The following is an 18617-nucleotide window of genomic DNA, read 5'->3' on the forward strand; positions in this document are numbered from 1 at the left end:
TTCGAAGACCCATTCTTCGTAATACGAATGTACCATGAAAATGGTACGGCGGTACCATGAAAGAGTCCGGGCGGTCCGGACCGCGAACGCGAGCACATCACCGACGGGCGGAGACACGACCATGCCGAAGCGTGTGGACCACGAGGAGCGGCGAGCCCAGATCGCCGAGGCGCTGATCCAGGTGGCCGGGCGGCGCGGGCTGCACGCCGTCGGCATGCGCGACGTCGCGGCGGAGGCGGGAGTGTCGCTGCGGCTCGTGCAGTACTACTTCGAGACCAAGGAGAAGCTGCTCTTCTACGGTCTCCAGCACCTGACCGACCGCTTCACCGCACGCGTGGGCGAGCGTCTGCGCGCCGTCGGCCCGAACCCCGGCCCGCGCGCGACCGTCGAGGCGCTGCTGCTGGCCTCCCTCCCCACCGACGAGGAGGGCCGCACCTTCCACCTCCTCTACAGCTCGTACTCGATCCTGTCGGTGACCGACGAGGCCCTCGCCGCCCAGCCGTTCATCGACAATCCCGACGCCGCGGAGAACGCCGTCACCGGCCTGCTCCAGCAGGCACAGGAGAGCGGCCTGGCCGACCCGGACGTCGACGCGCGCATCGAGGCGATCAGCCTGCTCGCCATGACGGCGACCATGGGCACCAGCATCCTCGTCGGCCAGCGGAAGCCCGCATCGGCCGTCGCGGTACTCCACCACCACCTCGACCGGATCTTCACCACCACCTGACCCCCGACCCCGACCGACTCCGCCCCGACTCCGCCGGCGCCCCCGCCCGGCGAGTTCCAGGACTGTTCACCCCCACGTGACCCGCACCTTCCCGGACCTACCGGGAGCGGCCGGTCGAATGGGACCCGAGAGGTCTGGACCATTGAAGTCACGCCATTCCATGGCGCATTGACTCCGGTGCCACGTTCTCGCAACAACTGGTCTATACCTTTAACACTAGGATGGGCCACCTGAAACGGGTACATGCACAGCCGTGGGGGGCTTTATGACCTTTCATCATCTTCCGCAACCACCATCCGACGAAGAGCTCTACTGGTACTTCGGACCGCAGCGGCGCTGGGTCCTCGTCAGCACCTCGCTCGCCTTCGTGTTCACGGCGGCGACCATGCTCACCTTCGCCCTGCGGACACCGGCCCTGTGGGCGTTCCTGGCCGTCCTCGCGCTCAACGTCGTCGCCCTCGCCCTCTCCTCCGTCAACAGCCTGCGCCTGCGCCGGCTCACCCGGCAGTCGCACGAGGTGCTCGTCCGGGCCTGGCGCCCGGGCACGCTGCCCGGCGTCGATCTGTACCTGCCGACCTGCGGCGAGCCGCTCGACGTCCTCGGCAACGCCTACCGTGCGGTCTCGGCCGTCGACTGGCCCGGCGCGCTCACCGTCTGGGTCCTGGACGACGCGGACCGGCCGGAGGTCGCCGCGCTGGCCGCCGCGCATGGCTACGAGTACGTCGTACGACCCGACCGGGGCCACCTGAAGAAGGCCGGCAACCTCAATCACGCGCTCACCCTGAGCAGCGCCGAGTTCATCGCGATCCTGGACGCGCACTTCGCCCCGCGACCGGACTTCCTGCGCCATCTCGTGCCGTACCTGGCCGACCCGGCCGTCGGCATCGTGCAGAGCCCGCAGTGCTTCGACACCGACGAGACCATGGGATGGATCCAGCGGGCCGCCGGCTCCGCGCAGGAGTGGTTCTTCCGCTGGATCCAACCGTCCCGGGACGCGAGCGACGCCGCCATCTGCTGCGGCAGCAACGCCGTGTACCGGCGCCGTGCGATGGACCTGGCCGGCGGCTTCGCCCGGCTCGACCACAGTGAGGACCTGTACACCGGACTCGCCCTCCACGCGCAGGGGTTCCGCACCCTGTACGTGCCGGTGCTGGTCGCCAAGGGCACCTCGCCCGACCGGGTCACCTCCTTCGTCAACCAGCAGTACCGGTGGGCCATGGGCAATCTCCACCTGCTCGGCACGCCCGTGCTGCGGCGGATGCGCGCCCCGTGGCGGATGCGGCTGTGCTTCTACGAGGGCATCGTCGGCTACCTGACCACCGCGGTGAACACCTTCGTGGCGCCGCTCCCGCCGCTGGTGATGATGTTCTGGTTCCCGGACCACATCCGGCCCTGGCACGTACTGCCCCTGCTCGCCCCGCTGTGGCTGTGGCACGTGCTGCTGCCGCGGATCAGCCGCACCCGCTGGCGGGTCGAGGTCATCCGGGCCAACGTCCTGACCAGCGTGGCCGCCGCGACCGCGTTCGTGCACACGCTGCGGGGGCGCAGCGCCGCCTGGGTGCCCACCGGCGCGCGGAGTGCGGGGGCCCCGGGCGGGATGGCCCGCCGGGTGGTCGCCGTCTCGCTGGTCTGGCTCGTCCTCTCCAACGGCGCCGCAGCCACCGGACTCGCGCTGGCCGTGGCCCGGAACGGCTGGGAGCCCAACTGGGGGCTGCTCCTCTACCTCCTGGTTCAGTGCCAGATCAATGTCCCGCTGATCCGGGACCTGGTGGCCGAACTGCACCCGGCCGCGGGGCCGGTGCGCGCCCGGGTGCGGGCCGCGCTGCGCTCGCGCGGTGGTGTGCTGCCGCGCCGCTGGCCCGAGACCGTCGCCGCTTCCGCGGTCCTCCTGCTGACCGGCCTGCTGGCATCGGGGTGGGTCGACCCGATGCTTCCCTGGCTGAGTTGAAAGGCACCATCCGCATGTCCTTCCTCGTCACGCCCGTGCGGCGCCGGCTTCGCAGGGGCGTCGCCCCGGGGGCCGAAGATCTGCCGTCCGGTTCCCGCTCCGGCACCGAGTCCGGGCCGAGCCCGCACCGGTCCGCCTTCCGTCCCGACATCGAGGGTCTGCGCGCGGTCGCCGTCCTCGCGGTCCTCGCCTTCCACGCCGGCCTTCCCTGGGCGACCGGCGGTTTCGTCGGCGTGGACGTCTTCTTCGTCATCTCCGGCTACCTGATCACCGGCCTGCTGGTCCGCGAGGCGATCACCACCGGTCGGATCCGGCTCGGTGACTTCTTCTCGCGGCGGGCCCGGCGGCTGTTGCCCTCCGCCGCGGTGGTGCTCGCGGCGGTGGCCGTCGCCGGAGCCCGGCTGACCGTACCGCTGCGGCGTACCGACATGGAGTACGACGTCGTCGCGGCGGCGCTGTCCTTCGCCAACTGGCGGTTCGTGTCGCAGCGGACCGACTATCTCGCCGCCGGGCACGACCAGAGCCCGCTGCTGCACTTCTGGTCCCTCGCGGTCGAGGAGCAGTTCTACCTGTTCTGGGCCCCGCTGCTGGCGGTACTGGTGCTGTGCGCGGCGCGGGCGGTCCGCCGGGGCCGGGCCGTTCGTCTCGCCGTGGTGTCGGTCGCCGCGCCGCTCACCCTGGCCTCGTTCGCGCTGGCGGTGTACTGGAGCGAGCACTCCGTATCGCTCGCGTACCTCGCAACCCCCTCGCGGGTCTGGCAGTTCGGTGTCGGGGCACTGCTCGCCCTGCTGCCCTGGCACCTGATGCGCGGTCCGCGGCCGCTACGGCTGGTGTGCGGCTGGGCCGGGGCCGTGGCGATCGGCTGGTGCGTCGTGTCGTACGACGGCGGGACCCCGTACCCCGGTTTCGCGGCGCTCGTGCCGACCCTGGCCACCGCCGCCGTGATCCTCGCCGCGATACCCGGCCGGGGCGAGCGGCACACGCCGGGCACGTGGGACGTGGGACGGCTGTTGTCGGGGCGGGCGCCCCGGGCTGTGGGGCGGCTCTCCTACACCCTCTACCTGTGGCACTGGCCGGTGCTCGTGCTCGCCGAGGCGCGGCTCGGCACCCTCGGTTGGCCCGCGAAGACCGCGCTGACGCTGGCGGCCGTACTGCCCGCCCTGGCCACCATGTACGGGGTCGAGCGGCCGCTGCGCCGCAGCCGTACGGTCTCCGAACTCCCGCGCCGCGGACTGTCGGTGGGCGTCTCGGCGATCGTGCTGCCGGTGGCCCTCGCGCTGGTGGTGGGTACGACCACGCTGCGGGTGCTGGGCCCGGCCGGTCCGGTCGACCCGCAGGGGCTGCCCCCGGGTGCCGTCGCGGGCCCCACCCTGCTCGCCCGGACGGCCGGCACGCCGCTCGTCGACGGCCCGGTGGTGCCGAGTCCCGCGCAGGCGCGGGGGGACTTCCCGCCCGACGGGGCCTGTGAGGTCGCCCCGGCCGAGACGCGCAGCCCGGACTGCCTGTTCGGCGCGGTGGACAGCCCGGACCGGATCGTGCTGCTCGGCGACTCGCACGCCGGGCAGTGGTTCTCCCCGATGCTGGCGCTGGCCTCGCAGCGGGGCTGGGCGCTGCAGGAGTTGGTGAAGCAGGGCTGCCCGCTGCCGGATCTGGCGGTGGACAGTCCGCAGCTCGGCCGGGCCTACCGGGAGTGTGACACCTGGCGGGCGGACTCCCTGGAGCGACTGCGGCACCGACCGAAGCCGCGGCTCATCGTGATCGCCTCGCTCAACCGGTACACCGACGACGCGGAGCTGTTGGCCGAGGCGTGGGAGAGGACGCTGACGCCGCTGCGGGCCCTGGGCGCGCCGATCGTGTACGTCGAGGACACTCCCGTACCGGGCAGGGACATCCCCGCGTGCGTCTCCGGCAGTCCCGAGTCCCCCGCGGACTGCGCGTTCGATCGGGCGCAGGCCCAGTGGCCGGATCCACTGGCTCGGCGGATCGCGTCGGGCGCCCTGCCCGGCGTACGGAGCGTCGGCGTCAACCAGGTCCTGTGCCCGGGCGACGGGCCGACCTGCCCGGCCGTGCTCGACCGGATCCTGCTCTACCGGGACGACGCGCATCTGACGAACGTGGCGGCCGTGGTCCTGACCGGCCGGTTGGAGCGGCTGCTCATGGAGGCCGGACTGCTGCCGGCCGCGCGTGGCGCGGGGAGCCCCGGAGCGGGGACCCCGGGGGCGGACGGGTGGACGCGGCTGCTGCGCGACGACTTCGACGGCCCGGCGGGGGCCCCGCCGTCCGCCGCCGACTGGGTGCACGACATCGGCACCTGCTATCCGGGCTGCCCCGCGCCGCAGTGGGGCACCGGCGAGATCGAGACCATGACCGATTCGACCGAGAACGTGCGACTCGACGGGCGGGGCGCGTTGGAGATCGTGCCCACCCGTAAGGAAGGGCTGTGGAGTTCGGGGCGGATCGAGACGCGGCGCTCCGACTTCGCGCCGCCGGCGGGTGGGGTCCTGCGGATCGAGGCGTCGATCGCCCTGCCCGATGTGACCGGGGAGAAGGCCGCGGGATACTGGCCTGCCTTCTGGACCCTGGGAGCACCGCTACGGGACGGGTACACGGGGTGGCCCGGCGTCGGGGAGCTCGACGTCATGGAGTCCGTGAACGGGCGGGACACCGTCTTCGCCACGATGCACTGCGGTGTCCTGGAAGGCGGTCCGTGCCGGGAGCCCGCCGGCCTGACCTCCGGTCCACAGCCGTGCGCGGGCTGCCGAACGGCGTTCCACTCGTACGCCGTCGAGGTCGACCGCGCGCCGGGCGCGGAGGAGGTGCGCTGGTATCTGGACGGGCGTGTGTACCACCGGGTGACCGCGGACGGGATGGATCCCGGTACCTGGAAGGCGGCCGTGGACCACGGGCTGTTCCTGATCCTGAACGTGGCGGTCGGTGGCGCTCTGCCGCTCGCCGACGGCGCGAACGCGGGTCCGGCCACCGAGCCGGGCCATGCGATGCGGGTGGACCACGTCGACGTCTCGGTCCGGGAGCGGAACACGTAGCGGTACGAAGCCTCGGCGCGCCGAGGTAGGGAGGTACGGACCTGCGGCGGGGGGAGCGCCTCGCTCCGGACCGGTGAACGGTCCACGAGCGGGGCGCGCTCCACGGGATTCCCGGAGCACGCCCGGCGCCTGCGCGGCACAGGTCCGACGCGGGATCAGAAGGAGAAGACGGCGTTCCCGTTGAGGGTCGCGGACATCACGCAGCTGTTGGAGAAGGTGTACTTCCAGGCGACGCGGCTGCCCTTCCACACGCCGTCGGCGGTCACGGTGACCGGGGCGTAGTGCATCGGGCAGGCGCGGTCCGGGTTCGGCGAGGCGAGCAGGCGGTCGAACGCTCCGCCCGTGGAGTTGAGGGCGGCGCAGGCGGCCTGCGGGTTCGGGTGGGTGCCCACGGCGGTCGGGGCGCAGCTGAGGGTGGAGGCCCGGACGACGGTGGAGTTGGTGGCGTCGTCGCCCTGGGCGACGGTGAACACCAGGGCGGACGGGGCGTACAGGCTGGAGGGCTGGGCGGCTGCCACGCCGGTGGCGCCGGCCAGACAGAGGAGCGTGGCGGCGGAGGCAGCTGCGATGCGGTGACGCACGACGGAACTCTCTTTCAATTCAAAGGTGGAACGCGATATTTGCTTTCGATATCGCGTCGTTGCGGGATCAGACTGTCGGACGTGAAGGCCCACCGCACATCGATGACCGATTTACGGACAGAGCGTTCACATATCGGCGACCGAATGGTCGTTCGGGCAGCTCACAGGGGGCGCGCGCCGCTCCACCGCCACATCTCGGCGCCGACCACGCCCGCCGCCGACCTGCGCTTTCACCCCTCGCCGACCCGCCGCGGGCCGCGTCAGGTTCACTCGACGGCCACTCAGCTTGACCGAATACGCACGCTCGAACACCGAGAGTGACGCGCCCCAGATCTCCGGCCGACGCATCGAACCGAAAAACTTAGGTAAGCCTTGCCTAAAATGACTTACGATGCCGCCATGAAGAAGATCATCCGCGTACTGGCCGCGATGACGGCCGGTCTGGCCCTCATCGCGCCCGGCGCGCTCGCCACGCCGGCCGTGGCCGCGTCCACCGCGGTCACCGCCCCCGGACTCGAACTCCCCGTACCCACCGGCGGCTTCGCCGTGGGCCGCGACACCCTCCACCTCGTGGACCGCGGGCGCAAGGACCCCTGGGTGCCCACGGCCGACCGGGAATTACTCCTGTCGCTGTACTACCCGGCTCTCGCGCGCACCGGAACTCCCGCTCCGTACCTGAGCACTTCCGAGGCCAAGGCGCTGCTCACCGACCGGGGGCAGCTCGGCAAGTACGTGACCCCCGAACGTCTCGCGGCCACCCGGACCCACGCGCGGACGCAGGCGCTGCCCCGGCCCACGGCGCACCGCTACCCGCTGATCGTGCTCTCCCCCGGCTTCACCATGCCCCGCGCCTCGCTGACCACCCTGGCGGAGGACCTCGCCGGCCGCGGGTACGTGGTGGCGGCGGTGGACCACGCGTACGAGTCCGACGGCACCGTCTTCCCCGGCGGGCGGCTGCTCACGTGCAAGGCCTGCGAGCAGGTGTTCCCCGACGGGTCGCTGCACCGGGTCTCCGACGGCCGGGCCCGCGACATCCCGTTCGTCCTGGACCGGCTGACCGGTCCCCGCGCGGCGTGGCGGTACTCCTGGCTGATCGACCCCGGGCACATCGGCATGGCCGGGCATTCCATCGGCGGTGCGGCCGCGTCGGCCACCATGGCCGTGGACCCGCGCGTGGACGCCGGGGTCAACATGGACGGCACCTTCTTCACGCCCGTTCCCCAGGCTGGTCTCGCCGGGCGGCCCTTCCTGATGCTCGCCGGTGACCCGGCCCTGCTGCCGCCGGACTTCCCCGACACCTCCTGGGAGGACAACTGGCCCCGGCTGGACGGCTGGAAGCGCTGGCTGACCGTCACGGGGGCCGGGCATCCCGGCTTCACCGACTGGCCCGTACTGGGCGACCAGGTCGGCTACCCGCATCCGGAGACGCCGCTGTCGGGCACCCGCTCGCAGCAGATCACGCGGGCGTACGTCGGCGACTTCTTCGACCTGCACCTGCGCGGGAAGCCGGCGCCACGTCTGGACGGCCCGACCGCGGCCGACCCGGAGGTCGTGTTCCACCGCAGCTGACGGAGGCGGGCCTTCCCGACCTCCTGCCGGTCGGCCTTCCCCGGCGCCGAACCGGTGGCGGACTTCTTCCACCCGAAGGCCGCGCTCAGTGGGCGGCACCCCATCGTCAGGGCGACCGGGGCACGGTTCCGCTCCGGCGTCCGGGGCGGTCGCGGGCTCGCCGCCGTGGCACCCGGGTGGGAACGGCTCGGTGACCACCGGGTGATGGAGCGCATCAGCATGGGCCACCGAGTGGCCGCGGTCCTGTTCCGGCTGCTGACCCTCGGCACTCCGGCCTGCTCCGCTGCCCGGCTGCGCGCCACGGACAGGACACCTCCTGGTACTCAGGACGGCTCCGCGTAGCGGGCGGCGAACGCGGCGGCGCGGTCGCGCAGGGAGGTCCGCAGCGACTGCGGGGCCAGGGCTTCCGCGTCCGTGCCGAGTTGCCACAGTGCCCATTCGGCGTGTCGGGAATCCTGGAAGGTCAGCTCCAGGCGCAGTCGGCCGTCCGGGTCGGGCTCCTCGGCGCGGACGGCCAGCGCGGTGTCCAGCAGGTCCTCCCTCCGTGCCGGGTCCACCCGTACCAGCACGGTGATGTGGTCGTCGCTGAGGAACCGCGCGCAGCGTTCCTGCCAGATCCGGTCCAGATCGACGCGGCCGGGTCGCTCGGCCGGGTCGGGGAGTTCCTCGGCGGCCAGCACGCGCGACAGCCGGTAGGTGCGGTCCGCGCCGGATCGCGTGGCCAGCAGGTACACCCGGTCGCGTACGGTGACCAGTCCGATCGGGTCCACCGTGCGCCACCGCGGTGGCCTGCCGGTGGCCGCGTAGTGGATGCGGAGCTTGTGTCCGGCGAGTACCGCGCGCCGGACCTCGATCATCGTGGTGCCGGGTATGTCGTCGGTGACCGCGCGGCGTGACAGCAGGTCGGTCTCGGGCTCGACCAGGAACCGCCGGGCCGCGTCGCTCGCGGTGGCCCGGTGGCTCTCGGGCAGCGCGTCGACCACCTTGCGCAGGGCCGAGGCGAGGGCCGAGCCCAGGCCGAACGCCTGCTCACCGCGCCCCGATCCGGCCGCCAGCAGAGCGAGGGCCTCGTCGTGGTTCAGTCCGGTCAGCTCGGTCCGGAAGCCGGGCAACAACGAGAATCCGCCGTGCCGGCCGCGTTCGGCGTAGACCGGGACGCCGGCCGCCGACAGTGCCTCGATGTCGCGCAGCACGGTACGGGTGGACACCTGCAGCTCCCGGGCCAGCGTGTCGGCGGTCAACCGACCGTGCCGGCGGAGCAGCAGCACCAGGGAGACCAGTCGGTCGGCGCGCATGCGGGAACCGTAACGGAATACCTGACCAAGGGTGTCGTGATTTGTTGGGAGGCTCGTCAGCACGACGTCGAGGCCGGCGGTTGCCGCGCCGATCGACGTCCTGGATCCCGATGAATCGAATGGAGCTGACGTGGCAGTACGGCGAACGGCGATCAACCCGGTGGCGTGGTCGGTGGAGTTGGGGTTCAACCAGGGTGAGCTCGTCTCCGGGCAGACACGGACCCTGTACGTCTCGGGGCAGACCGCGATGAGCGACGACGGCAAGCCGCTGCACGACGGCGACATGGCGGCGCAGTTGACGCGGAGCATCGACAACCTGGAGGCCGTCCTCGACGAGGCCGGTATGTCCCTCGCGAACCTCGTGCGGCTCAACGTGTACACGACCGACGTCGACCTGCTCTTCCCGCACTACGGCGGGCTGGCGGCGCGGTTGGGCGCCGCCGGGGTGGCCCCGACCACCACGATGCTCGGCGTGACACGGCTGGCGATCCCCGGCCAGCTGGTCGAGCTGGAGGGGACCGCCGTCGCCTGACGGGCCGGGGCGGCGCACCTCCCCTGCGGCGGTCGCCGCAGGGGAGGCGCGCGGGTGCCGAGCTGTCAGCCGGCCGGCGCCACCGGGGCCCGCACGCCGAACCACTGCTCGGCGCCGAACTCCTCGAACCTCTCCGCCTCGGTGAATCCCAGCTTCGCCGCGAGGCGCATCGCGCGGTCGTTGGCGCTCTGGGTGCACAGGACCACCGGCTCGTCCGGAAGCGCGTCGGCGAACCAGTCGAGTGCGGCCGCGCACGCCTCGGCGGCGTACCCGTGTCCCCATGCCCGCGGCAGGAACATGCAGCCGAGCTCGACCTCTCCGGCCTCCGGGCGGACATGCCCCGGGCGTTCCGGGTCGCGCCGGTCGAGCGTGACCATGCCGATCATGGCTCCGTCGACCTCGATCACGAAGAAGCCGGGGCGCCGCCCGGGCACCGCCGGCGCCGCGCCTTCCAGCTCGGCACGTGGTCGTGCGCCGCCGACGTAGGTGCCCACCTCGGGCGATGCGAACAGTTCGATGAACGCCTCACGGTCGCGCGCCTCGGACCGGCGCAGAACCAGCCGTGCGGTCCGTAACGGGGTAGGGGGCCAGGCGGCAGCTCCGAATTCAGTCATGTCCGGCAACGTATCGCACACCTGTCGGAGTGATCCGAGCGTGGCCCGGCGGTCCGGAACGGCGTACCGCCGTCGGCGGTCCGCGGCACACTGTGCGGCCGTGAGGGGCCCGCGCCTATCGGCGAATCCGGTTCGCGCTTCAACCAGCTTGCGACCGAAGGCGGTTGGGGCGACTCGACCCGCCTCGTAAATCCCGCCACTGCGGTCACGCATCTCCCCTTCCACTCCACTCTTAGGTTAGGCTTACCTAAGAGTGGGGGTGCGGGGATGCAGGACAACGCGCGAGACCAAGCGCAGCAGGACGAATGGGCCGACGAGGTACTGGCCTGGATGAGCTCCCAGGAGGAGATGGACCGGGCGCTGCGCGACGCACTGCGCCGCACGCCCAGCCAGCGGGAGGAGACGATCGCCCGGATGGCGGACGCCCTACGCGGGGCGGCCCAGGGGCTGACCCTCCCGGGATGCGCGGCCGCGGCCGGGGTTCCCGAGCGCATTCTGCGCGAGTGGTTGGAAATCGACTCCAGCTTCGCCACGGCGCTCGGCTCCGCGCACGCGCTGGCCGAGGCGCACGGACTGAGACCCGGGTCGGCACCGACCCCGGCCTCCTTACAGCTGATGCTGAACGCGATCCGCAAAGGGGCCGCCTGGCCGGCCGCGGCGACCCTCGTGGGCATCTCCGTGCGCGGGTTCAACCGCCTACGCGCGGAGGCGCCACCGGTGGGAGCCCTGATCGCGGCGGCGCAGCGGGCGCGCTCGGCGAAGGCCGGCGCGAGTCGGCGGCGCAGACCGCCCAAGGCGGCGAGCCGTCGGGTCGGGTACCGGATCGTGCAACTCGACGACCCCCTCCTGTCCCCGGACAGCCAACCGGACGATTCTGCCGGTGGGTTGAGCCGCCGCGCCACGCACCGGGACTGAGCGGGCGGTCGCACGAAGATCGATCTCGAGGGTGACGCTCACCCCTCGATCATTCAAGTTAGGTTAGGCTAAGCTAAGTGAAGGATGAGGGGTCGGGGCATCCCCCGTCCCTCGTCGAGCTCCGCGCGCCCGTTCACCACCGGCGCTCCGCGCAGCGCAGGTGACAAGGAGATCCAGCCGTGGGCCCTGTGACCATCGACCCCTATCCCATGCCCACCCAGGACCTGGTGCCGCGCTCCGTGGCACCGTGGTCCGTCGACCCCGACCGGGCCGCCCTGCTGATACACAACATGCAGAACCATCTGCTGCGGCCCTTCCCCCGCGATCGCTCGCCCCTGGTGGACCTGATCGGCAACATCGCCGATCTGCGCAGGTCCGCACGGCGGCTGGGTCTCCCGGTCGTCTTCAGCACGGTACCGGCGGGCGAGCGTCCCGAACAGCGCGGCCTCGCGGCCGAGATGGAGACCGAGCCGGCGGCGCCGGACCGGGACGCGTCCATCACCGAGGAGCTGACCCCGCGCCGGGGCGAGCACGTGATCGCCAACGCGCGGCACAACGCCTTCCTGCGCAGCCACCTGGAGCGCATCCTGCGCACCACGGGACGGGACCAGTTGATCCTGTGCGGCGTGTTCGCCCACTCCGGCGTACTGCTCACCGCGGCGGACGCGTTCATGAACGACATCCAGCCATTCGTCGTGGCCGACGCGGTGGCGGACACCTCCGCGGAGGAGCACGCGCTCGCCCTGCGCTGGACGGCCGCACGGGGCGCCGTCGTACGCACCACCACGATCCTCATCGACGAACTGGAAGCCTGAATGACGACCGCACACCTCGTCCCGTGAGCGGACCGGCAGCGCCGCGGGCGCGCACACTCATCGAGGCCCTGCCCTGGCTGGAGCGGTTCCAAGGCCGCACGGTCGTGGTCAAGTTCGGCGGCAACGCCATGGTGAACGAGGAGCTCAAGGCGGCCTTCGCGCAGGACGTGGTCTCCCTGCGCTATGCGGGGCTCCGCCCGGTCGTCGTGCACGGCGGCGGCCCCCAGATCAGCGCGATGCTCGAACAGCTCGCGCTGGAGGTCCGGTTCGCCGCGGGACTGCGGGTGACGACCCCCGCGGTGATGGACATCGTCCGCATGGTGCTGGCCGGGCAGGTGCAGCGGGACATCGTCGGCCTGATCAACCGTCACGGGGCCTTCGCCGTGGGGATGACCGGCGAGGACGCCCGCACCCTGTCCGCCGTCCGGCGGCCGGCGCTGGTGGACGGCGCCGAGGTGGACATCGGCCTGGTGGGCGACATCGTGCACGTCGACCCGGACACCGTACGGGGATTGCTGGAGCGCGGCCGCATCCCGGTGATCTCCCCCATCGCCCGGGGAGCCCACGACGACAACGTCTACAACATCAACGCCGACCTCGCGGCCGCCGCCCTCGCCGAGGCGCTCGACGCCGAGAAACTCGTGATGCTCACCGATGTCGCCGGCCTCTACGCGGACTGGCCGCACAGTACGGAGATCATCGACCGGCTCACGGTCGGTGAGCTGGCGGAACTACTGCCTTCGATGGCGGGCGGCATGGTGCCCAAGATGGAGGGCTGCCTGCGCGCGGTGCGTTCCGGGGTACGGATGGCACACGTACTGGACGGCAGGGTTCCGCACGCCTTGGTCCTGGAGGTGTTCGCGGACGAGCACACGGGCACCACCGTGGTGCCCGACGACCCCCCGGCCGAGGAGCGCCTCCTCCACTGAACCGGGGAGGGCCGACCTGACCGGCCCTCCCCCACCGCACCCCGGAGCCGCTACGGCTCCGGGGCCTTCCATGTGCCCAACTCTGGGCGTCGAACGTCTGGTTGGTGTGGTTCGAGACAATCAGGTGCCAACTTGACAGCTTCCGGCCCGTCAGGAATGTTAGGCCAGCCTTACCTAACCAAAAAGGGTAGGACCGAGGAAGGATGGGCATGTCCGCACCGCACGCGAGCTCCACACCCGGGGACGCTCTCCCGGACATCAGGGACCTGGTGGGCATCGGCTTCGGGCCGGCCAACCTGGCCCTGGCGATAGCGATCCGGGAGCACAACGACCGCCGCGCCTCCGGCGAGGCGCTCCGGGCCTCGTACATCGAGCGCCAGGAGGACTTCGGCTGGCACCAGGGCATGCTCCTCGAAGGAGCCACCATGCAGGTCTCCTTCCTGAAGGACCTGGTGACGATGCGCAATCCGGGAAGCCCCTTCAGCTTCCTGCACTACCTCCAGGACCGGGACCGGCTGGCCGACTTCATCAACCAGAAGTCCTTCTTCCCCACCCGCCTCGAATTCCACGACTACTTCCGCTGGTGCGCCGCCTCCTTCGACGGGCTGGTCGACTACGCCACCGAGGCCGTCGAGGTGCGCCCGGCGGGTCCGGACGGCGCCGTGGACCAGTTGGACGTCATCACCCGACCCAGCTCCGGCACCGGGCCGTCGCGCGCCACCCGCACCCGCAACCTCGTCCTCGGGACCGGGCTACGCGCCCGCGTCCCGGCCGGGATCAGCACCGGCCCGCACATCTGGCACAACCGCGACCTGCTGCACCTCGCGCCGCGTCTGACGGACCGTCCGCACCGTCGGTTCGTCGTCGTCGGCGCCGGCCAGTCCGCCGCCGAGACCGCGGACCACCTGCACCGCACCTTCCCGGACTCCGAGGTCTGCGCCGTGTTCACCCGGTACGGGTACAGCCCGGCCGACGACAGTCCGTTCGCCAACCGGATCTTCGACCCGGCCGCCGTCGACGAGTTCTTCCGAGCCCCGGAGGAGGTCAAGCAGCAGCTCATCGGATACCACGCGAACACCAACTACGCGGTGGTGGACGGCGATCTGATCGAGCAGCTGTACCGGACCGTCTACCAGGAGAAGGTCGCGGGCACCGAGCGGCTGCGCATCCTGAACACGACCGCCCTGACCGCCGTGGAGGAACTCCCCGACGGGGCGCGGGCGGTGGTGCGCTCCCTGACCACGGGAGAGATCCTCACCCTCGACTGCGACGCGGTCGTGCTGGCCACCGGCTACCGGCCCACCGAGCCGGCCGAGCTGCTCGGCGACCTGGCCGAGGAGTGCCTCACGGACGGGCAGGGCCGACTGCGCGTCGGCCGTGACCACCGGGTGGAGACCACCGACCGCGTGCGGGCCGGTATCTACGTCCAGGGCGCCGCCGCCGAGCACACCCACGGCATCAGCGCCTCCCTGCTGTCCACGCTGGCCGTGCGCTCGGGCGAGATCTGCGACTCCCTGCTGCTGCGCGTCGCCGAGCGCGAGGTGCAGGCCGCGCTGGCGACCAGGGCGGCGGCCGTCGCCGACGGCGTGCCCGCCCACCGGGGCTGAGCGGCCGTGCCGCGCACCGATCTCCCGGCGGCGGCCGGGCCGCCGCCCGGACTCACGGCGGCGCAGGCGCACGTCCTGGCGGCGCAGAGCGCGGATCCCTCGTACGCCGGCCACAATGTGGGCCAGTACATCGAGCTCGTGGGTCCGCTCGACACGGCGGCGCTCGACGAGGCCGTGCTCCGTACCCTCGACGAGGCCCCCTGGCTCCGTTCGCGACTGATGACCCGGGGCGGCCTGCCGCGCCTGGACACCTCCGCGGCGGCCGACCCGGTGGGCGCCGCCGTCGAGCTGGTCCGGGGCCAGCTCGCCTGCCCACCCCGACCCGAACTGCTCACCGCCCCCGCGGGGACCGGCCTCGCACCCGACCTCACGGGCGCGCTGCTGGTCACGGTGGGCCCTCGACGCCACCTGCTGGTGCAGTACTTCCACCTGCTGGCGGTCGACGGGTACGGCGTGGCACTGCTGAGCCGGCGGATCGCCGAGGTCTACACGGCCCTGGTGCAGAGCCGCGCGCCCGGCCCGACCCCCTTCGCGCCGGTCTCCGTACTGGCCGACGCGGACCGCGCCTACACCGGCTCGGCGGCGCAGGCCGCGGACCGACGGTACTGGACGGAGCGGTACGCCGACCGCCCCGCTCCCGTGTCCCCCGCCGGGCGGGTGGCGCCGGCCCAGGACACCGCGCGGCGGCACACCGTGCGCCTGGGCGCGCCGGACAGCGCGGCCGTCCGCGCCACCGCCCGCTCCGCGCGCGTCACCTGGGCCGAGGTCGTGCTCGCCACGACCGCGGTGCGGGTGACCGCGGCCGTCGGCGCGCGCGAGGCGGTCCTCGCCGTGTACGCGGCGGCGCGGACCGCTCCGGGGACGCTACGGGTACCCGCGACGGCGGTGAACCTGCTGCCGGTGCGACTGCCGGTCCGGGGGGCGGACACCTTCCGGTCGCTGCTGCGCGCGGCGGCCGGCGAGTTGACCCTGCTCCGCCGTCACCAGCGGCTGCGCGGCGAGGAACTGGCGCGCGAGGTGTGGCCGACGTACGGGGGCGACCGCGTCCCCGGGCCGCTGGTCAACCTGCGGCCCTTCGAGACGGAGTTGGACTTCGGTGGCATCCGCGGCCGGGTCGTCAGCCTCGCCTCGGGCCCGGTCGACGACCTGTCGGTGTCCGCCGCGGCGGGATCCGACGGGCGGCTGCGCCTGGACTTCGACGCGAACCCGGCACTCTACGAGGATGTCGAACCCGCCCGGTTCGCCCACCTGTTCACCGAGGACCTGGCGGCGCTGTGCCGCGCCCCCGACGTACCGGTCGCCTCTCTGCGGGCGTCCCCCGTCCCCCACTGATCCCATCCCCGAACCGACCGTCCCCGGTCATCACACCCAAGGAGAGAGAACCATGGCCACCAACCCCTTCGAAGACGACGACGCCCGCTACTACGTGCTCGTGAACGCCGAGAACCAGCACTCGCTCTGGCCCGCCTTCGCGGAGGTGCCCGCGGGCTGGACCGTCGTGCACGGCGAGGACAGCCGGGAGGGCTGCGCCGCGTACACGGAGACGCACTGGACGGACATGCGGCCCGCGAGCCTGGTCGCCAGGAGCTGATCCCCCGGGGCCTCCCGGCCCCGCCGTCCCACGCGCGGGGCCGGACCGGAGCACGTGCTCCGGTCCGGCCCCGGTCGTGTGCGGGCCGTACGGCTCACAGCCGCCGGGAGAGCACCTCCGAGCCACGAGCGGGGTCCAGCGCCGCCGCCCAGGCCGCGGGCGCCCGCCCCGGGCCGGCCGACACGAAGCCGTGCCGCCGGAAGAAGGAGGCGCCGCCGGTGGTCGCCGTGAAGACCTCTCGTACGCGGCGGTACCGGGCGTCGGCGAGCGCGGCGCGCAGCAGCGCGGCGCCCAGTCCCTGGCCCTGATTCCCCTGGGCCACACAGAAGTTGTAGAGCACGGCGACCCCGTCCCCCTCGTCACCGAGGGCGAGGCAGCCCAGGGCCGACGTGCGGCCTCGACGCGTCGCGAGGAGGAACTCCCCGGCGTGTGCGAGGTAGTGGTCGACGCTGCGGGGTCGCAGGGCGCCGGAGCGGATGAAGGCCAGCGAGAGGGCGTGCAGGGCGGGGGCGTCGTGCAGACGAGCCCGACGGACCAGGGGCGGCAGGCCGTCCGTGCCGTGCTGCGGGGGACGGGGGGTGGCGGCAGTAGTCACCAAGTTAGGTTAGCCTTCCCTAAATTGAGCCGCAATTCCGCCTCCAAGCCCAACACATCACACCCAGAGGCCAGTTCATCCAAGCGGCAGTCACGTGTTCACCGCACCCGGCTTGACGTGCACCTTCGCGTTTAGTTAGGTAACCCTTACCTAATGGAATGTCGAAATGTCGCCGCCGTTCCGCCGTTCTTCGAGGAGAGAGACCCCTCATGTCCGCTTCCCCGCCCTTCACGCTCGACCGGCTGGTCCGTGACGTCGCCGACGTGCTCTACACGGAGCCCTCCGACGTCTCCCTGGAGGAGGACCTCATCGACCAGGGCCTCGACTCGATCCGGCTCATGTCGCTCGTCGAGAAATGGCGGGCCGAAGGCGCCCGCATCAGCTTCGTGGACCTCGCCGAACGGCCGACCCTGCGCCAGTGGGCCGAGCTGCTCACCACCGCCGCCTGACCCCACCCTCCCCGCACCTGCCCGCCCCGGAGCCTGCCGTGCCTCTGCGTGACTTCGTCATAGACATCGAACCCCTGCGCACCAGCCGGGACTTCCGCGCCATCTTCATCGCCCGCGTGGTGTCCCTGTTCGGCCTCGGCATGGCGACGGTGGCCCTCTCCGCCCAGGTGTACGGACTGACGCGCTCGACCTTCGACGTCGCCGTCGCCAGCATGATCATGAGCATCACGGTGCTCCTCGGATCGCTGTGGGGCGGCGTCATGGCCGACCGGACCGACCGCCGAAAGCTGATCGTGTGCGCCCGCGGCGCCGCCGCCCTCGCCTTCGCCGGCCTCGCCGTGAACGCGATGCTGCCGGACCCGACCCTGTGGGGCATCTACGTGTGCGTCGCCTGGGACGGCCTGGCCACGGGCGTCAGCGTGACGGCCCTGATGGCCGTCGCCCCGACGCTCGTGCGCCCCGACCAACTCCCCGCCGCGGGCGCCCTGATCTCCCTGACCGGTGAGATCGGCTCCATCAGCGCACCGTTCCTGGGTGGCGTGCTCCTCGCCCTGTGGGGGCCCGGCCCGGTCTTCGCCTTCACCGCCGTCACCACGGCCGTCACCACCCTCCTGATCTCCCGGATCCGGCCGCTGCCCCCGGTCGCGCACGACGAGGAGGACGAGGAGGCCGGCGCCGACACCGGATCGCTGCTGGTCGCCTTCAAGTACGCCGTGCGCAACCGCGTCGTGGGCGGCCTGCTCGTGCTCGGCGGCGTGATGGCCCTCTTCAACCTCCCGGTCGTGCTCTTCCCCGAGATGGTCGACCGGCAGTTCCACGGCGGCGAGGTCATGCTCGGCCTCCTCTACACCGCCCCCGCCGTCGGCGCGGTCGCCGTCTCCGCCACCAGCGGCTGGCTCACCCGGGCCGCCCGGCCCGGCCGGCTCCTGATCCTCGCGGCCGTCACCGGCGGTCTGTCCGCCGTCGGCTTCGGTCTCAGCGGCAACATCTGGCTCGCCTTCGCGCTGCTCGCCGTGGGCGGCGCCGCCGGCACGGTGTACGAGATCCTCGAGTACGCCCTCGTCCAGCACAGCACCCCGGACCGGCTGCGCGGCCGCATCGTCAGCGTCATCACCACGCAGGGCACCACCGGAGGCGTCGTCGGCGACGTCGAGGTCGCCGCCCTCGCCCGCTGGTTCAGCCCCGGCGGGGCGGCCGTCGTCAACGGTGCGATCTGCGCCGTGGCCGCCGTCGTCGTGGCGATCGCCGTACCCGGCCTGCGCAATGCCACCCTCCCCCGCGACGAGCGGGAAGAGGAGGGCGAGGGCGACCGGCGCCACGACACCGGCCCCGGACCGGACACCGCCGGCCTGGCGCCCGCGACCCCCGCCGCCTAGGCACGCCCTCCCCCGCCTGTCCGCCGCAGG

General features: G+C 72.4%; 18 protein-coding genes. 14 read left to right on the forward strand and 4 right to left on the reverse strand.

Features of this window, described 5'->3' with window-relative positions:
• Window positions 1-121: 121 nt before the first annotated feature.
• The 3 genes from OG624_RS02150 to OG624_RS02160 all read left to right on the forward strand — a co-directional run bounded on the left by OG624_RS02150 (window position 122) and on the right by OG624_RS02160 (window position 5719).
• Window positions 122-727 carry a TetR/AcrR family transcriptional regulator gene (locus tag OG624_RS02150; RefSeq protein WP_033225327.1) on the forward strand — a complete coding sequence of 202 codons (606 nt, stop codon included), beginning with the start codon at window positions 122-124 and terminating at the stop codon, window positions 725-727.
• A 265-nt stretch (window positions 728-992) separates the two neighbouring features.
• Window positions 993-2675: a glycosyltransferase family 2 protein gene (locus OG624_RS02155; protein WP_371638954.1), complete on the forward strand. Its 1683-nt coding sequence runs from the start codon at window positions 993-995 to the stop codon at window positions 2673-2675.
• 14 nt (window positions 2676-2689) lie between these two features.
• Window positions 2690-5719 (forward strand): acyltransferase family protein, encoded by a 3030-nt coding sequence (locus tag OG624_RS02160; protein ID WP_371640819.1) that lies wholly within the window; start codon window positions 2690-2692, stop codon window positions 5717-5719.
• 155 nt (window positions 5720-5874) lie between these two features.
• Here the strand turns inward: OG624_RS02160 and OG624_RS02165 are convergent, their stop codons facing one another.
• Window positions 5875-6300, reverse strand: coding sequence for a subtilase-type protease inhibitor (locus tag OG624_RS02165; RefSeq protein ID WP_033225324.1), 426 nt, complete (start codon window positions 6298-6300; stop codon window positions 5875-5877).
• Between the two features lie 399 nt (window positions 6301-6699).
• Between OG624_RS02165 and OG624_RS02170 the strand changes: the two genes are divergently transcribed.
• Both OG624_RS02170 and OG624_RS02175 read left to right on the forward strand, forming a co-directional pair.
• Window positions 6700-7869 (forward strand): alpha/beta hydrolase family protein, encoded by a 1170-nt coding sequence (locus OG624_RS02170; RefSeq protein WP_371587078.1) that lies wholly within the window; start codon window positions 6700-6702, stop codon window positions 7867-7869.
• 54 nt (window positions 7870-7923) lie between these two features.
• Window positions 7924-8211, forward strand: a complete 288-nt coding sequence (locus OG624_RS02175; RefSeq protein ID WP_371587079.1) for a hypothetical protein — start codon at window positions 7924-7926, stop codon at window positions 8209-8211.
• Here the strand turns inward: OG624_RS02175 and OG624_RS02180 are convergent.
• Window positions 8193-9164 carry a helix-turn-helix transcriptional regulator gene (locus OG624_RS02180; protein ID WP_266355935.1) on the reverse strand — a complete coding sequence of 324 codons (972 nt, stop codon included), beginning with the start codon at window positions 9162-9164 and terminating at the stop codon, window positions 8193-8195. The genes OG624_RS02175 and OG624_RS02180 overlap by 19 nt on opposite strands.
• 130 nt (window positions 9165-9294) lie before the next feature.
• Between OG624_RS02180 and OG624_RS02185 the strand changes: the two genes are divergently transcribed.
• Entirely contained in the window at window positions 9295-9696 is a 402-nt protein-coding gene (locus OG624_RS02185) for a RidA family protein (protein ID WP_033225318.1), read from the forward strand.
• Window positions 9697-9761: 65 nt separating this feature from the next.
• Here the strand turns inward: OG624_RS02185 and OG624_RS02190 are convergent, their stop codons facing one another.
• The gene (locus tag OG624_RS02190) at window positions 9762-10310 is read right to left on the reverse strand and encodes a GNAT family N-acetyltransferase (protein ID WP_033225317.1); all 549 of its coding nucleotides are present in this window, start codon (window positions 10308-10310) and stop codon (window positions 9762-9764) included.
• 267 nt (window positions 10311-10577) lie between these two features.
• Between OG624_RS02190 and OG624_RS02195 the strand changes: the two genes are divergently transcribed.
• The 6 genes from OG624_RS02195 to OG624_RS02220 all read left to right on the forward strand — a co-directional run bounded on the left by OG624_RS02195 (window position 10578) and on the right by OG624_RS02220 (window position 16167).
• Window positions 10578-11225 (forward strand): hypothetical protein, encoded by a 648-nt coding sequence (locus OG624_RS02195; RefSeq protein WP_051763798.1) that lies wholly within the window; start codon window positions 10578-10580, stop codon window positions 11223-11225.
• Window positions 11226-11404: 179 nt separating this feature from the next.
• A complete protein-coding gene (locus OG624_RS02200) occupies window positions 11405-12040 on the forward strand; it encodes an isochorismatase family protein (protein WP_266446848.1) in 636 nt (211 codons plus the stop codon).
• 23 nt (window positions 12041-12063) lie between these two features.
• On the forward strand, window positions 12064-12969 hold the full coding sequence (gene argB, locus OG624_RS02205) for an acetylglutamate kinase (protein ID WP_033225316.1): 906 nt from the start codon (window positions 12064-12066) through the stop codon (window positions 12967-12969).
• Window positions 12970-13178: 209 nt separating this feature from the next.
• Window positions 13179-14576 (forward strand): lysine N(6)-hydroxylase/L-ornithine N(5)-oxygenase family protein, encoded by a 1398-nt coding sequence (locus OG624_RS02210; RefSeq protein WP_371587080.1) that lies wholly within the window; start codon window positions 13179-13181, stop codon window positions 14574-14576.
• A gap of 6 nt (window positions 14577-14582) precedes the next feature.
• Window positions 14583-15908 (forward strand): condensation domain-containing protein, encoded by a 1326-nt coding sequence (locus OG624_RS02215; protein ID WP_371638956.1) that lies wholly within the window; start codon window positions 14583-14585, stop codon window positions 15906-15908.
• Between the two features lie 52 nt (window positions 15909-15960).
• Window positions 15961-16167 (forward strand): MbtH family protein, encoded by a 207-nt coding sequence (locus OG624_RS02220; RefSeq protein ID WP_030725132.1) that lies wholly within the window; start codon window positions 15961-15963, stop codon window positions 16165-16167.
• Between the two features lie 94 nt (window positions 16168-16261).
• Here OG624_RS02220 and OG624_RS02225 read toward each other — a convergent pair whose 3' ends face one another.
• Window positions 16262-16762 carry a GNAT family N-acetyltransferase gene (locus OG624_RS02225; RefSeq protein WP_371587081.1) on the reverse strand — a complete coding sequence of 167 codons (501 nt, stop codon included), beginning with the start codon at window positions 16760-16762 and terminating at the stop codon, window positions 16262-16264.
• 209 nt (window positions 16763-16971) lie between these two features.
• Here OG624_RS02225 and OG624_RS02230 point away from each other — a divergent pair, with 209 nt between their 5' ends.
• The gene (locus OG624_RS02230) at window positions 16972-17211 is read left to right on the forward strand and encodes a phosphopantetheine-binding protein (protein ID WP_371587082.1); all 240 of its coding nucleotides are present in this window, start codon (window positions 16972-16974) and stop codon (window positions 17209-17211) included.
• 38 nt (window positions 17212-17249) lie between these two features.
• Window positions 17250-18587, forward strand: coding sequence for an enterobactin transporter EntS (entS, locus tag OG624_RS02235; protein WP_051763797.1), 1338 nt, complete (start codon window positions 17250-17252; stop codon window positions 18585-18587).
• Window positions 18588-18617 lie beyond the last annotated feature (30 nt).

The sequence above is a fragment of the Streptomyces virginiae genome (assembly GCF_041432505.1).
GTDB classification, from domain to species: domain Bacteria; phylum Actinomycetota; class Actinomycetes; order Streptomycetales; family Streptomycetaceae; genus Streptomyces; species Streptomyces virginiae_A.